Annotated in this window: 13 protein-coding genes; 8 read left to right on the forward strand and 5 right to left on the reverse strand. The window is 46.4% G+C overall.

Annotated features, from left to right (window positions below; translation table 11 throughout):
- Positions 1–150: 150 nt before the first annotated feature.
- Both moeB and moeA read right to left on the reverse strand, forming a co-directional pair.
- A complete protein-coding gene (gene moeB, locus ACF8CV_RS02220) occupies positions 151–900 on the reverse strand; it encodes a molybdopterin-synthase adenylyltransferase MoeB (RefSeq protein ID WP_138937140.1) in 750 nt (249 codons plus the stop codon).
- 9 nt (positions 901–909) lie between these two features.
- On the reverse strand, positions 910–2,145 hold the full coding sequence (moeA, locus tag ACF8CV_RS02225; protein WP_020838039.1) for a molybdopterin molybdotransferase MoeA: 1,236 nt from the start codon (positions 2,143–2,145) through the stop codon (positions 910–912).
- A 288-nt stretch (positions 2,146–2,433) separates the two neighbouring features.
- Between moeA and folE the strand changes: the two genes are divergently transcribed.
- Together folE and ACF8CV_RS02235 are read left to right on the forward strand one after the other, a co-directional pair.
- Positions 2,434–3,087, forward strand: coding sequence for a GTP cyclohydrolase I FolE (gene folE, locus ACF8CV_RS02230; protein ID WP_005477356.1), 654 nt, complete (start codon positions 2,434–2,436; stop codon positions 3,085–3,087).
- A 267-nt stretch (positions 3,088–3,354) separates the two neighbouring features.
- The gene (locus ACF8CV_RS02235; RefSeq protein ID WP_138937139.1) at positions 3,355–4,593 is read left to right on the forward strand and encodes an NRAMP family divalent metal transporter; all 1,239 of its coding nucleotides are present in this window, start codon (positions 3,355–3,357) and stop codon (positions 4,591–4,593) included.
- Between the two features lie 47 nt (positions 4,594–4,640).
- Here ACF8CV_RS02235 and ACF8CV_RS02240 read toward each other — a convergent pair whose 3' ends face one another.
- Together ACF8CV_RS02240 and clcA are read right to left on the reverse strand one after the other, a co-directional pair.
- Complete coding sequence (locus ACF8CV_RS02240; protein ID WP_005477193.1) at positions 4,641–5,588, reverse strand: TDT family transporter; 948 nt, start codon at positions 5,586–5,588, stop codon at positions 4,641–4,643.
- 443 nt (positions 5,589–6,031) lie between these two features.
- Positions 6,032–7,435: a H(+)/Cl(-) exchange transporter ClcA gene (gene clcA, locus ACF8CV_RS02245; RefSeq protein ID WP_005463563.1), complete on the reverse strand. Its 1,404-nt coding sequence runs from the start codon at positions 7,433–7,435 to the stop codon at positions 6,032–6,034.
- Between the two features lie 503 nt (positions 7,436–7,938).
- On the opposite strand from clcA, the gene ACF8CV_RS02250 reads away from it, so the two are divergent.
- Entirely contained in the window at positions 7,939–8,517 is a 579-nt protein-coding gene (locus ACF8CV_RS02250) for a hypothetical protein (protein WP_011106434.1), read from the forward strand.
- Here the strand turns inward: ACF8CV_RS02250 and ACF8CV_RS02255 are convergent.
- Complete coding sequence (locus tag ACF8CV_RS02255) at positions 8,504–8,911, reverse strand: helix-turn-helix transcriptional regulator (protein WP_005463567.1); 408 nt, start codon at positions 8,909–8,911, stop codon at positions 8,504–8,506. The two genes, ACF8CV_RS02250 and ACF8CV_RS02255, sit on opposite strands and share 14 nt — an antisense overlap.
- Before the next feature lie 95 nt (positions 8,912–9,006).
- Here ACF8CV_RS02255 and ACF8CV_RS02260 point away from each other — a divergent pair, with 95 nt between their 5' ends.
- The 5 genes from ACF8CV_RS02260 (at position 9,007) to ACF8CV_RS02280 (ending at position 14,826) form a co-directional block, all read left to right on the forward strand.
- The gene (locus ACF8CV_RS02260) at positions 9,007–9,915 is read left to right on the forward strand and encodes an aldo/keto reductase family oxidoreductase (protein WP_005477146.1); all 909 of its coding nucleotides are present in this window, start codon (positions 9,007–9,009) and stop codon (positions 9,913–9,915) included.
- Between the two features lie 358 nt (positions 9,916–10,273).
- A complete protein-coding gene (locus tag ACF8CV_RS02265; protein ID WP_005463571.1) occupies positions 10,274–11,278 on the forward strand; it encodes a response regulator in 1,005 nt (334 codons plus the stop codon).
- Positions 11,278–11,715 carry a PAS domain-containing protein gene (locus ACF8CV_RS02270; RefSeq protein WP_005463573.1) on the forward strand — a complete coding sequence of 146 codons (438 nt, stop codon included), beginning with the start codon at positions 11,278–11,280 and terminating at the stop codon, positions 11,713–11,715. Before ACF8CV_RS02265 ends, ACF8CV_RS02270 begins: the two co-directional genes overlap by 1 nt.
- Before the next feature lie 89 nt (positions 11,716–11,804).
- Positions 11,805–13,346, forward strand: a complete 1,542-nt coding sequence (locus ACF8CV_RS02275) for an NAD(P)H-hydrate dehydratase (RefSeq protein ID WP_021452211.1) — start codon at positions 11,805–11,807, stop codon at positions 13,344–13,346.
- 433 nt (positions 13,347–13,779) lie between these two features.
- Positions 13,780–14,826 (forward strand): GMP reductase, encoded by a 1,047-nt coding sequence (locus tag ACF8CV_RS02280; RefSeq protein WP_005463577.1) that lies wholly within the window; start codon positions 13,780–13,782, stop codon positions 14,824–14,826.
- Positions 14,827–14,854: the final 28 nt, after the last annotated feature.

Genomic DNA, 14,854 nt, shown 5'->3' on the forward strand with positions numbered 1-14,854 from the left:
AAAGGAGCGTGCCAATTCTTAAGTAGCTGTTTTTGATGGACATTGACAACTAGAAGTTCGAGGTTTTAATTTTGAATCTCAGAATAAGAAAAAGCCCAACGTTGTGTTGGGCTTTTTGAGAACTCTTTACTATGGTGAAGTTTGCGCCACTTAACCACAAACAGGGCAGGTCGGCATTTTCATCAAGTTCATTTCTCGCCACGACATGCTGAGCGCATCGAGAATAAGGATTTTCCCTTTCTTTGGCTGGCCGTAATTTGCGATCACCTTGATGGTTTCCATCGCTTGTACAGCACCCACAATCCCGACCACTGGTGCCATTACACCAGCTTCAACGCAGCTTAGTGCACCGCTACCAAATAGTGCACTCAAACACTGGTAACAAGGTTGAGTTGGATCGTCGTACGTAAACACGCTCACTTGACCTTCCATACGAATTGCCGCACCAGAGATAAGCGGGGTTTTCGTTGCAAAGCAGAGGCGGTTCAGTTGGTTACGAGTATCAACGTTATCAGACGCATCAACTACCACAGTGTGTTGTTCAATCAAAGCTCGAAGTTGAGCATCATCGAGACGTTTGGCAACGGTGTTTACCTCGACGTGAGGGTTAAGTTCTCGTAGCGCATCGGCGGCAGAATCCACTTTTTTGCGGCCGATATCTGTGTCGTGGTGTAATACTTGGCGCTGCAAATTAGAGAGCTCTACAATGTCGTCATCGATGAGCGTAATACGGCCGACACCTGCTGTGGCGAGGTATTGGCTAGAAGCACAGCCTAAACCGCCCGCACCCAAAATAAGCACGGAGCTTTGTTTGAGCGCTTCTTGCCCTTCGAAATCGAACTGGCGAAGAATGATCTGGCGGTTATAGCGCAGCATCTCATGATCGGAAAGAATATCCACGGCACGTTCCTAGTATAACGTTGAGTTAAACAGTTGGATTTGAACTGTTTCGCCAACTTCCACGCGGCCACGCTCTCGTTCCAACACCACAAAGCAGTTTGCCAAACTCATTGAGCGGAAGGCACCAGAACTTTGGTTGCCAGTGGTTTCAACGACAAATTTGCCATCTTCTAGCGTGTAGATGCCACGTTGGTAGTCCGTGCGGCCCGGCGCTTTCTTAAATGCAGTTTTTGTCGTAGCAGGGATAGACTCAGGTGCTTTCCATTCAGTATGGCCAGCTAATTTCGCCAACATTGGTTGAACAAGTACGTACATGGTTAGCACAGCAGATACAGGGTTACCTGGTAGACCACAGAACCAAGCTGTACTTAACTTACCAAATGCGAAAGGTTTACCCGGCTTGATTGCCAGTTTCCAAAAACCGATTTCCCCAAGTTGTTCAAGAATGTCCTTGGTGTAGTCTGCTTCGCCCACACTGACGCCGCCAGAGGTGACAACCACATCCGCGAGCGTTTGTGCTTTTTCAAACGTTGCTTTTAATGTTTCTGGGCAGTCAGGGATAATGCCAAGATCAATCGCTTCACAGCCAAAGTTTTCGATAAGCGGTTTAATGCCGTAACGGTTGCTGTCGTAGATTTGACCTGCTTCGAGTGGCTCACCTAATGGTTTAAGTTCATCACCTGTCGAGAAAAACGCCACCTTCGGTTTACGTACAACAGTGACATGGCTTACGCCAAGAGAAGCAATCATTGGAATATCGCGTGGTGTTAGGCGCGCGCCTTTTGCTAATACGATATCGCCTTGCTTGATGTCGTCACCAGTTGGGCGGATGTTATTTTGAGGTTTCACATCCGTTTGGTTGAACTGGATACCCGCTTCGGTCACGGTCGTGTTTTCTTGCATGATAACGGCATCGCAACCTTCCGGAATTTTCGCGCCAGTCATGATTCGAACACAAGTGCCTGTTGGCCATTCACCTTCAAAAGGTTGGCCCGCAAAGGATTTGCCCACCATCGGCAATACAGTCGACGCTTCTAAATCTTGAATACGGATTGCATAACCGTCCATTGCTGAGTTGTCAAAAGGCGGTACGTGAATTGGCGATAAAACGTCTTCGGCCAGTACAAAACCCAGAGCATCAGCAAGAGGAAGAGAAAGTGTCGTTTGGATAGGTTTGATGCGCGATAACATTTTGTCCATCGCTTCTTCAATTGGCATCAAGCCAGGTGCGTCGCAGCAGCCCATTGAGATAATCCTATGTTCTTTTGTTTTGTGGCAACTCTACCATAAAATCGGACTTGGTAAGAATGTCCACCTATAAAATATGGGTGTAATTATTCAAAAATCCGAGTATCCTTGTCACCCATCCGAAAGGGGTAAACGCCTATCGGAACTAAAGAAAACGGCTCAGTGTATTCTTGTTATGTGCCTTGGCGATATGAACATCTAACTGAGCAACTTAGACGCTAACGGGATGAAAACACTGCAATTGTATTTCACACCGAGAGTGGTAGTTACAAAAGAGGAAGTGGAATGTCAGGTCTTAGCGAGTCAGCGAAGTTAGTAAAAGAAGCGCTAGAGCAACGCGGTTTAGAAACACCAATGCGTCCTAATGCCGTGAGCCGTGAAGAGAAGAAAGAAAAGATCGAGCACCACATGCGTGAGATCCTAACCCTGCTTCAACTCGACCTTACGGATGACAGCCTAGAAGAGACGCCACATCGCATTGCAAAAATGTACGTGGACGAGATTTTCTCTGGTTTGGATTACTCCAACTTCCCAAAAATCACGGTTATTGAAAACAAGATGAACGTAAGTGAAATGGTTCGCGTGAAAGACATCACCGTAACCAGCACGTGTGAACACCATCTTGTCACGATCGACGGCAAAGCGGCCGTTGCGTATATCCCTCGTGGTAAAATCATTGGCCTGTCTAAGATCAACCGTATTGTCCGTTTTTTCGCGCAGCGCCCTCAAGTTCAAGAGCGTATGACACAGCAAATCCTAGTTGCTTTGCAAACATTGCTTGAGTCTGACGATGTGGCCGTGACTATCGACGCGACGCATTACTGCGTGAAATCACGTGGTGTTATGGATGCAACCAGCGAAACGACAACCACAGCATTGGGTGGTATTTTTAAGAGCAACCCAGCCACCCGCGCTGAGTTTCTGCATGGTTTACGCTAGTTAAAACGAAGCTTAGATTTGAGAGAGGATGGCAACGTGCCATCCTTTTTTATACCTGAATCATGGGTAGGTGAGTCGCAATAAATAATATTTATGCAATTGTGTGTTGACAGTCACATTCGTTGCTCTTAGTATATGCGCCCAATGAACGGCTACAACGTGTAATCGTTTGTTTTGAAAAGAGATATCTCTCTAAGTTCAGCTGATCTCGGTCAGTTGTCTTTCTTTTTTTCTAATAATAGAAAGACAACAAATTTGAGACTTGGCATGACTACACAAAGCACTATCAGCACCTCTTCCATTTCAGCTCCTGTAACAGAAACCAGTTGGCAAAAGAAAGCCATGCTAAGTGTCGCGTTTTTGATGGCGACGACCTCTGTTGGCCCAGGCTTTTTGACTCAAACTGCTGTCTTCACGAACATCTACAAAGTCGACATGGCGTTTCCAGTATTGGCTTCGATCTTTATCACGTTTGGTATCGTGATGAACTTGTGGCGCATTGTGGGCGTTTCTGGCATGCGAATCCAAGACATTGCGAACAAAGTGGCGCCGGGTATGGGTTATGGTGTCGGTATTCTCCTTGCGCTTGGAGCTGTGGCGTTTAACTTTGGCAACGTAAGTGGCGCGGCGTTAGGCATTAATGTGTTAACGGGCGTGGACACGACTTGGGGTGCGCTGTTTACTGGTGTGGTCGGCTGTTTGCTGTTTGTGGTTCATAACGCCTCCAAACGAATGGACCAAATGGCTCGCTACCTTGGCTTGTTCATGATTGTTCTGATTGCATATGTGGCAATGACGAGCTTACCTCCGATGGGAGATACACTAAGTGCAGCGGTGATGCCTATGGATGTTGGAAGCTTGCTTCTGCCTACATTGACTATCGTTGGTGGCGCAGTTGGCGGTTACTACACGGGTGCACAACGTCTAGTGGACATTGGCTTGAAAGGTAAAGAGAACGTACCTTCCATCACTTCAACGGCGTGGGCTGGTATCTCTATTGCGGTGGTTATTCGCGTACTACTGTTTTTAGCTGTATTTGGTGTTATCGCGACAGGCGCAACGTTGGATTCAGCTAACCCGGCAGCCGACGCTTTCCGTCAAGGTGCTGGCCAGCTTGGTTACTTCATCTTTGGCTTAGTACTGTTTGTTGCTTCCATCACGTCTGTAGTGGGTAACTCTTATATGGCTATCTCATTAATTAAGACGCTTTTCCCCGTTGTAGCGCGAAACGAAAAAGCGTGGTGTGTCGGTTTCATTATCCTAACCTCGCTAGGCACGGTTACCATGGATATGCCAATTCTTCTACTTATGTTAGCGGGTTTAGTGAACAGCATTATCCTTCCTATCGTTTTGGGTACCGTCTTAGTTGCGACAAAACGCAAAGATATCGTCGGTGACTACCAACACCCAATGTACTTAACGCTAACTGGAGCAGCGATTGTTATCGTGATGGCTGCATCGAGTTTGACTAACGTCGGTAACTTCATGGCGAAGTTTACGGGTTAATACTTTGTTGATAGTGATAAAAAACGGCCTCTTAATGAGGCCGTTTTTTATGCTTGTTTGGTCGGGGTTCTTACAATTTCTGGCCAGTACATTTTCACATAACCTGCCGATACCCAAACGACCAATACGGTCGCGATACTGAGTTCTAAAAAGCCGAAATCGTGTAACCAATGCCATTGAGGATGAGATTGTGCGAAAAAAGAGGTTAATCGGTGCATCGCAATGGCGCTGATGACTGAAGGAAAAGTCACCGCTGCAATCGAGGGTTGGAACTTCAATCGAAGTAAGCGGAAATAACATAAGTAGATCAGTAGCGTCATTGTGATCGCGATTCCCGCCAACGCGCCCGTCAGAATAGGGTCGGGTTGGGGAAAATTCACTAAATAAGCTGCCAGTGACAAGTTAACTGGCGCGGCCATAATCGCGAGCGTTGGTCTTGCTCGTCTTGGCAGTGAGCCAAAAAACACCAAGCGATACAACACCAGTGGCAGCATAAAGAAGTAAATGCCGATACACATGATCGCGAGGGTTTCGGAAAACAGATTATGACCGAATTGCGAACCAGCCAACGAGCTACTGATTAATCCAACAGGGTAGAGAAACCAGCTCGGGACGATGTTCGACATTTTGAAGTTCATGAGCTGGAAGCCAAAAAACAGCACCATCATTGTAAAATGAAGCAGTACAGCTAAACACCAAAGGGGATAGGCAATGAGTGGTGCAACCGACGCGAGATAATCGGTCAGGATCAATAATGCCATACTCATTGGTGCCATTAAACTACCACTTAACGGGTGCTTAATATCCGCCATAAATAGGCGAGGATTGGTGGCGTACTTAATCAGAACGGGAGCGAGCAATAACGCGCCAAATGAAGCCAGAAAAGGACGAATTGGCGTACCAATATCGGGAACATAGAGCGCCCACGCTTGGCCAAGCCCGATCATACCCAGTGCCAGCGCCGCTTGAGAAGGCGGGACACTATAAAACTGCACAAGTCTTTTCCAGTTCAAATCTACTCCGAATTGATTTTGCCCGAATGAAACGAAAAGTGATGTTTAAAACCAAGTTATCTTTGGTTGCTTTGCGTGTGAAAATCGCGAACGGTGTGGAATCAGATCGTTGATTCTCTTCATCTTAACCTGCTGCTGCCTTGCATTGCGAAACGCGAATTTTCAACGCATGTTTTGCGCAATTGTTAACTCATTTTGGCCTGTAGTGGGCGGATTTGAGTGGAACAATTGCTCTATTTTATGGCGCGAATATTAACAAGTTTAACAGGCGATGACGCCTAAACATGATGGGTAAATATCAGAGAATGAGAATTTTGTGAGTTTGGTATCGAATATTTGCGAACCGTTGCAAAATTATAGAAATGCAGGCTCCAAACATTCGTGATACTTACAAGTAGGTTTGGAGCCGGAGTGCTTTAAGTTGCCTAGGAGGCCTGATTTTCAGGGAGATCTTGTTGACGTAGCTTGTCATTTTTAAGCGTACGATGCAGCAACTGGCTGTAAATAGGTTGTCCACCAAGCAACTGTGCGACAATCACCGCCCCTAGACAGGTAATGATTAGCGGAAGAATCAGATAGTAGTTGTTGGTCATTTCGATCACCAACAAAATACCAGTGATAGGCGCGCGAACTGTCGCAGCGAACAGAGCTCCCATTCCTGCAATCGCAAAGACGCCAGGTTCTATATCAAGCGTTGGCAACAGAACATCTGCGCTTGCGCCAAATGCGTATCCAAACAATGTGCCCAGCGCGAGCATTGGCGCGAAAATACCGCCTGGTGCGCCAGAGCCAAAGCAAAGCAAAGTTGTGACCACGCGACCAATAAACAGCAGCACTAAAATAGAGATCGAGTAGTTACCTGTTGTGACATCGGGAATAAGTGCAATGCCTCCGCCTGTTAATTGAGGTACGTAAAGCAACAGCAGGCCAAATACGCCGCCCAAAATTGAGCCCGTGATCAGGTAACGCTTACGATCGTTTTTATGAATAGCAACAAAGCTGTCTTGCGCCACTGTAATCAGTTTGTTGAAGATCACGCCAAACACGCCAAACAGTGCGCCAAGCAATAGGAACAACCACAAGGTTTGTAGCGCTGGGGATTGATATTGCGGCATGGTGATTACGGCGTCTTGACCATTGATGGCGCGGAACACAATGTTCGCCATAATGGCAGAAATGATCACGGCACGAATCGAGATAAGCGAGTAGCGAAACTGAGGTCGCATTTCCTCAACTACGAACATGATCCCCGCAAGCGGTGCATTAAAGGCCGCAGCCAAACCGCCAGCAGCACCAGAAGCGAGCAGGGAATGGCGGGTATCGTCATCTTTAACGCGGAAAATATCGGTCACCATTCGACCTACAGCACCGCCCATTTGCACCGTTGGGCCTTCACGACCGAGCACCATACCAGAGCCAAGTGCGCCCATGCCGCCGAAGAATTTTACTGGCAGGACTCGCCACCAACGCACAGGACGAATGTTGTCCATCGCGCCTTCAATTTCAGGGATACCTGAGCCCGCCGCCTCTGGGGCAAAGCGGTGAACAAGAAAGTAGCCAATAAAAGCAAGCAGCGCGCTGATCAGCACCGCAGCAAGCCAAAGAGGAAGTACGCTACCGATTTCGCTTCTCAGCCATTCGGTGCGGGTTTCAGAAACAAAATGAACCGCAAGTTCGAAGTAAGTACCGACGAAACCAGCTAATGTGCCGACGATGGCGGCCATAATCAGGACAGAAAATGGTGTGGACCCTCGAGAGACAAACTGGTTAATCGCATCTTTCGGTACGTGCGCTAACACAGATTTCACAATTCTCTCTCGTTTGGTCATTAACAAATTCTCCTGAAGCTTGTGGAAAGGAAGAACGAAAGTATACGCTTCGGAGAGTCTAGACCTAATCAGTAAAGATGCAATTTAGCTTTCCACTATTGAGTGTTCGAAGAATCTCGACGACAACCATTATTTAGGATTGTGCTATTGCTCTCATATTTGGCGGTTTTTTGATATAAAAAAACTTGTTTTCTGAGCAAAATGAACCATGCTTTAAGTGTAAAGCAACATGACTGCTTCAGAAGGAGGGATGTGAGGTTTTACACACAATTTGGATGGATTCAAACCCTACAGTAAGTCCTCGTTTTATGTTCGGGATGCATCAATAGACATCATCGATTCGCAAACTCACGATTGAGTAACGAGGTAGAGGCGCACGCAAGAGTGCGCCTTCTTAATGTCTGCTAGATAACATTTTCGTACTCGCCTCTAAAATATTCTCTTTGATAAATCTAAGCCTAGCGTTAAGGTCGTTGTTTTCCGTTTTTAACTTTAAACACACCATGCGATTTGCTTCTCGAACTTTGCTATTTTTCTGCTGTGTCGCGGCATCCTTTTCTTCATTGGCTTCGCAACGCTGGTGGCAAGAAGTCTTGTCTTCTACGCCGTACCAGAAACTGAGTGAACAGATTCAACATGATGGGAACTGGTATCCGTGTGATGTGCAGATTGGCGAGACAGAAAATCTCAGCCGTTCTTTCTGTTTAGATGAGTTTTCCTACTATCAGCAGACGCTATACGGCGAGGCGGTATTCGAAGAAAAGAAAGCGCAATTCTCCTTTTTAACCGAGTATCAGAGACAAACGCTGAGTGAACTCATTCTTAATCTAAGAAAAGATGGTTTGGTGATGCGAAGCTTAGCAATCGGCAACGAGCAATACGATGTCGCAGCGTCGCTGAAAAACAAATCTGCAGGAGAGGTCGACAAAGAAGTGGTGTTACTGATAAATCGCTACCCGCCAGAGATTGAGAGGTCGATGGTTTGGGTAAAAGCAGATGAGTTTACAGAGCCATCACCGCACGTAGTCATTACTTTACGCAGTGATGGCGAAATGATCGAGTTGCGACTTACTCGGCTTTAGTCTCTTTATGCAAAGCAAGAAATGTCGCCATGGCGGATTCATCTAAAAATCCGTCTGCCTTTTTATGTGCGCGCAGGTATTGGTACCCTGCAATGAGCTTTCGATGAAGCTCTTCTTTATCTTCTGTCAGCTCATCATTCATCACGTGTTGGAAAGCCAACTTATAGGCATCCATATCCACCACTTCAGCTCGACGGTAGAGATAACCGCAACCCGTCGCTAACCATTCAAGAGAGCAGTTTGCCCGCATCGCAATCTGATTGGCTTTGGTTAGGCTAGGTTCGCTGCCTTTTAGGTACTTTCGGATGAGCGCTTCCGACACATCAACGCGTCGTGCAAATCCGCTGATGCTTTCTTCGCCAATCAAAGTGGCTAAACGTTGGGCAAAAGACATATTTCGTACTCCAGTTCGAATTGCGAAAGTTTACCCGTTGAGACGATGTGAAAACAAGACTAGGATGAATGCAGTTCAATTGAAGGAGAAAACCCATGGTTGCAAAAGTTGTGACTGCACCAAATGGCCCTGAATTTTCAGAGCTAGTTCAAGGATATTGGCGTGCGGCAGATTGGGGAATGACGGCTCAAGAGCGTTTGTCATTTCTTAAGCAACATATTGAGTTAGGGATCACTACGGTCGATCACGCAGACATTTACGGTAACTACGAATGTGAAGCGTTGTTTGGTGAAGCGTTAGCTTTGGATAAAAGCGTACGCGACCAAATCCAGATCGTGACCAAATGTGACATTAATTTGTGTGGTGACAAAACACCTGAACGCAAAATTAATCACTACGACACAAGTTCGGCACACATTTACCAATCAGTGAACAACTCACTTGAGCGCTTAAATGTGGATGAAATCGATGTGCTATTGATCCATCGTCCAGATGTATTGATGGATGCTGATGAAGTTGCGGAAGCATTCACGGAGCTGCACAAAGTAGGTAAAGTGAAGCACTTTGGTGTGTCCAACTTTACGCCGCGTCAGTTCGAATTGTTGCAATTGCGCCTTGGTAAACCTCTTGTGACTAACCAAGTGGAAATCAACCCGCTTAATTTTGAGGTTGCGCACGATGGAACGCTAGACCAAATGCAAATGTTGCGCACGCGTCCAATGGCTTGGTCTTGTTTAGGTGGCGGCTCAATCTTCAGTGGGGAAAGCGAGCAAGCGATTCGCGTTCGTAACGAGCTAGAAGCGATTCGTGAAGAAGTGGGTGCGACCAGCATTGACCAAGTGATTTACGCTTGGGTACGTCGCTTGCCTTCTAAGCCAATTCCAATCATTGGTTCAGGGAAAATTGAGCGCGTGCAAACGGCAGTGAATGCACTGAATATCGAATTGACTCGCGAGCAATGGTATCGAGTTTGGGTTGCTTCGAAAGGTCACGGTGTGCCATAGAAAGCGTATTAGCATCGTGATTTTACTTAAGGCATCTTATTAGATGCCTTTTTTGATGTTTCCTCTTTCCTTTCTTCACTTTAGCAAGTAACGAACTTTTTCTCGGTTTTCTGGAGCTTAGATAAACGCAACCCTATGCGTATCAAGGGCTGAGAATGGTCAGTAGGCTTTGTTCGATGTCACTAAATCGACAGTGAAATGCGTTGTTTCTTGTTGGCTAGGTTCACTCATCTATTGATCTTGCGTATGCTTACTGCATAAACAAAAAATACAAATTCCTCGTCAGTTTTCTCGTACTATATGCGGTAACAATCTGGTAGACTCCAGCGCAGATTGTTGAATATAAAAAGGTGATTGAATGTCTTTTCCTGTACTCATCTGTGATGATTCAGCGTTAGCACGCAAGCAGATGGCTAGATCACTGCCAGCAACATTGAATCCGGATATTACGTTTGCTATCCACGGAAAAAATGCGCTTGAAGAATTAGCGCAAAAAGAATTTAAACTGATGTTTCTTGACCTCACCATGCCAGAAATGGACGGTTTTGAAACCTTAGAAAACATGCAGCGTTTAGGAAACAAAACGCCAGTTGTGGTTGTGTCGGGGGACATTCAACCCAAAGCCAAAGAGCGCGTTTTCGCGTTAGGTGCCAAAGCATTTATTCAAAAGCCCATCGCAAAAGATGAGCTAAAAAACGCCCTCAAAGAGCTGATTGAGCCAGAGCCTAGACCGCTTATCATCACACCAAGCGTGATTGAGCTGCCTATTCTCCGCCGACGCGATATTTACATGGAAGTGGCGAACGTTTCTATCGGCCGAGCTGCCGACGCGTTAGCTCGCCATTTTGATGTATTTGTTCAACTGCCTTTACCAAACGTGAATATCTTTGAAGTGAGTGAGCTTCACATGGCGCTGCGTGACTTGGCATCGCATGATAACGTCTCAGGCGTTTGTCAGGGCTTTTGTGGCGAAGGCATTGCCGGGGAAGCATTGGTCATTTTGAGTGACTCTAGCGTATCGGATCTGAAAAAGCTGATGAAAGTGCCAGCCGACAGTGAAGAGCTTGAAGAACTCGAGTTGTTGATGGATATCTCTAACATCTTGGTTGGCTCGTTCCTAAATGGTTTAGGCGAGCAATCAGAAGTGCGTTTCTTCCAAAGTCCGCCGGTATTGCTTGGTCAGCACATTTCGATTGATTCCATTATTGAGTCCACAACGGGCGCATTCAAACGCACAATGACGTTTGAAGTGAGCTACAACATCGAAGGCACATCGATTCGCTGTGATTTGCTGTTTATGTTTGTTGATGAATCGCTGCCATTGCTTGATAACAAACTCGCATACCTAATGGAGGAGTTCTAATGTTGAATATGCCAGCAGAGTTTGAACAATTCCATTGGATGGTCGACATGGTACAGAACGTCGATATGGGGTTGGTGGTGATTGATCGAGATTACAATGTTCAAGTCTGGAACGGTTTTATGACGCACCACAGCGGTTTGCAATCGCATGAGGCAATTGGCCGTTCGATCTTCGATATCTTCCCAGAAATCCCGCCGGAATGGTTTAAGTTGAAGACGAAACCTGTGTACGACTTGGGTTGCAGAAGCTTTATTACGTGGCGTCAACGTCCGTATTTGTTTCGCTGCCGCAACGTACGCCCTGTTACACAACAGGCGGAGTTTATGTACCAGAACGTAACGCTTAACCCAATGCGAACGCCAACTGGAAAAATCAACTCACTGTTTTTGTCTATCCAAGACGCGACAGCAGAAGCCTTGATGTCACAACATAAATAGCGATTGAAATTTATTCGTTAAAAGCCAAGGGGAACCTTGGCTTTTTTGTATACTTATAATTGTGTTTCCCCAATGCGCAGAGCCTAAATATGGACTTTAATCTCGCCTTAAAACTCTACACCGCCGAGCAAGTCAAAAACGGAGAAGTGGTTGCCGCCCACATGGCAGGCGTTTCTATGTATAGCCTAATGCAGCGAGCTGGCATGGCTGTTTACGAACGATTTCTTCATTTATACCCAAGAGCGAAAAACGTTCTTGTCGTTTGTGGCAAAGGCAACAACGGCGGCGATGGCTACGTGTTTGCATCCCTTGCAAAACAAGCTCAGCTGAATGTTCAAGTTTTTCAAATCGGTGATGTAACGCAGCTTCAGGGCGATGCTTTGCGTGCGTATCAAGACTGGCAAACCGTTGATGGTAAAAACAGCAGTTGGGATGATTGGAATACTGCGTTACTTGAAGCGGAAGTGATCATCGACGCTATGTTAGGCACGGGGCTAAAGGGTGAAGTCCGAACTGAATATCGTCGCTACATAGAGCAGATCAACCAAATTCAGTGCCCGGTTATTGCGGTCGATATCCCGTCCGGCTTGTGCGCTAACACTGGCTCAGTTTTAGGTGACGCAATCCAAGCGGACCATACAGTTACCTTCATCGGCGTTAAGCAAGGGTTATGTACCGCTCAAGCGAGAGACCGAATTGGCGAGCTGCACTTTTGTGGTTTGGGCGTCAACGTGGAATTCGATTCCATAGAAGAAGAAAGTGCACTGGGTATTGACCATAAAGTCATCCCTCGTTTGCTCCCAAAGCCAAAAGCGACCGCTCACAAAGGCGATAACGGTAAATTACTTTGCGTCGGCGGGAATCAAGGTATGTCTGGCGCAATCCGTTTGTGCGCGTCTGCGGCGGTTCGAAGCGGGGCAGGGTTAACAGCAAGTATTACGCACCCTGATAGTTTCATTCCTCTGCAGGTTAGTTGCCCAGAAGTGATGAGTCAAAGCATAACCACGGATTTACTCAGAGACACGGAAAACGCGCTCACTAAGCGTATTCGCTGGGCGGATGTTTTGGTGTTTGGCCCCGGTTTTGGCGACGATGAGTGGGCGTATCAAGCTTATCAATACCTATCTCAAGAACAAAAACCGAAAGTTGTGGATGCGGATGGTCTAAATATTCTGGCAATGTTAAGTCAACGATGTGATGGCACATTGGTGTGTGACAACCAACGTGTCATCACTCCTCATCCGGGAGAAGCCGCTCGTTTGTTAAATGTGACCACTCAACAGGTTGAAAGTGATCGATATTCCGCAGCACGCCAACTGCAAGAACGCTATGGTGGCGTAGTGGTGTTAAAAGGTGCAGGAACGCTGGTTTTTGATGGTGTCAGAATGTATGTGTGCCTCGCAGGTAATCCGGGCATGGCGACGGGCGGAATGGGTGACGTACTTTCTGGTGTGATTGGTGCACTGCTTGCCAAAGGTTTACCGATCTCTATCGCAGCGCGATTAGGAGTCATGATTCATAGCCACGCAGCCGATCTCAATGCAGAAAAACATGGAGAAGTGGGATTATTAGCCACAGATGTCGTGGAGACTCTTCGCGCTGCGACTCATATTCAGCGAGCGAAAAACTGAATCTCGGGCGAAAATGTGACTTTAAAAGTGAAATTTCTTTAATGATCTTCGAGATGTATACGCGAGATTGAAGGTTAACTGGTTGAGTTTTAATCAGCTTTGAGAGGTATATCGGTCAAGATAAAAGTGAATGACGCAAAGGTTTGCGCAATGGATTAGCTTTTAGGTTTTCTTAAGTTGTTGAATTTGTTAATTAAGAAGAAAAAAGAGTGTCTTGAAAGGGATTTTTGATATGCGATTTTCAAGATGGTAACACAAAAAAAATGCAAATATCAGACTTGTAGGAAAGAAATCACAGCCTATAATGCTGAAAACCGGAGCGTCTGCCAACGCTCCGGTTTTTTTGTGTCCGAAGAACAGTGAACCCGTCTGCCAACGGTTTCACTACGCACTCTGAGATGACACATATACATATGAATCAAGGAATTACACAATGCGTATCGAACAAGAACTTAAGTTAGGTTTTAAAGATGTACTGTTTCGCCCGAAACGTTCTACCCTGAAAAGCCGTTCTCAAGTAAATTTAACCCGCGATTTTACATTCAAGCATAGTGGTCGTCAATGGTCTGGTGTGCCTGTAATCGCAGCGAACATGGATTCAGTTGGTAGCTTTGAAATGGCTAAAGCACTGGCTGAGCATGGTGTAATGACAGCCGTTCACAAACACTACACAGTGAACGACTGGGCAGACTTCGTAAAATCTGCTGACAACGCAACGCTAAAAAACGTGATGGTGTCTACGGGAACTTCTGACGCAGATTTCCAAAAAACAAAAGACATTATGGCGCTTTCTGACGAGCTCATCTTTATCTGTGTTGATATCGCGAACGGCTACTCAGAGCATTTGGTTGAGTACGTAGAGCGTGTACGTGCAGAGTTTCCAGACAAAGTGATCTCTGCGGGTAACGTGGTTACTGGTGATATGTGTGAAGAGCTTATTCTTGCTGGCGCAGACATCGTAAAAGTGGGCATTGGCCCAGGTTCAGTATGTACTACTCGTGTCAAAACGGGTGTGGGTTATCCTCAGCTTTCTGCAATCATTGAGTGTGGTGATGCGGCGCACGGCCTTGGTGGTATGATCATCGGTGACGGCGGTTGTTCATGCGCGGGTGACGTATCAAAAGCGTTTGGCGGCGGTGCAGACTTCGTGATGCTGGGCGGTATGTTAGCGGGTCACGAAGAGTCAGGCGGCGAGATCATCGAGAAAGATGGTGAGACTTTCATGAAGTTCTACGGAATGTCTTCTCAGTCGGCAATGGACAAGCACTCTGGTGGTGTGGCTAAGTACCGTGCCGCTGAAGGTAAAACCGTACTATTGCCATTCCGTGGCAGTGTTCACGGTACGATCTCAGATATCCTTGGTGGTGTGCGTTCAACCTGTACCTACGTAGGCGCAGCGAAGCTTAAAGAACTAACGAAGCGTACGACTTTCATCCGCGTACAAGAGCAAGAGAACAACGTATTCGGTAAAGAGAAGTAATTTAAAACTTCGAATAAATTGAAATCGT

The sequence above is a fragment of the Vibrio sp. zbq_1 genome, assembly GCF_043102935.1.
Taxonomy (GTDB): Bacteria; Pseudomonadota; Gammaproteobacteria; order Enterobacterales; family Vibrionaceae; genus Vibrio; species Vibrio parahaemolyticus.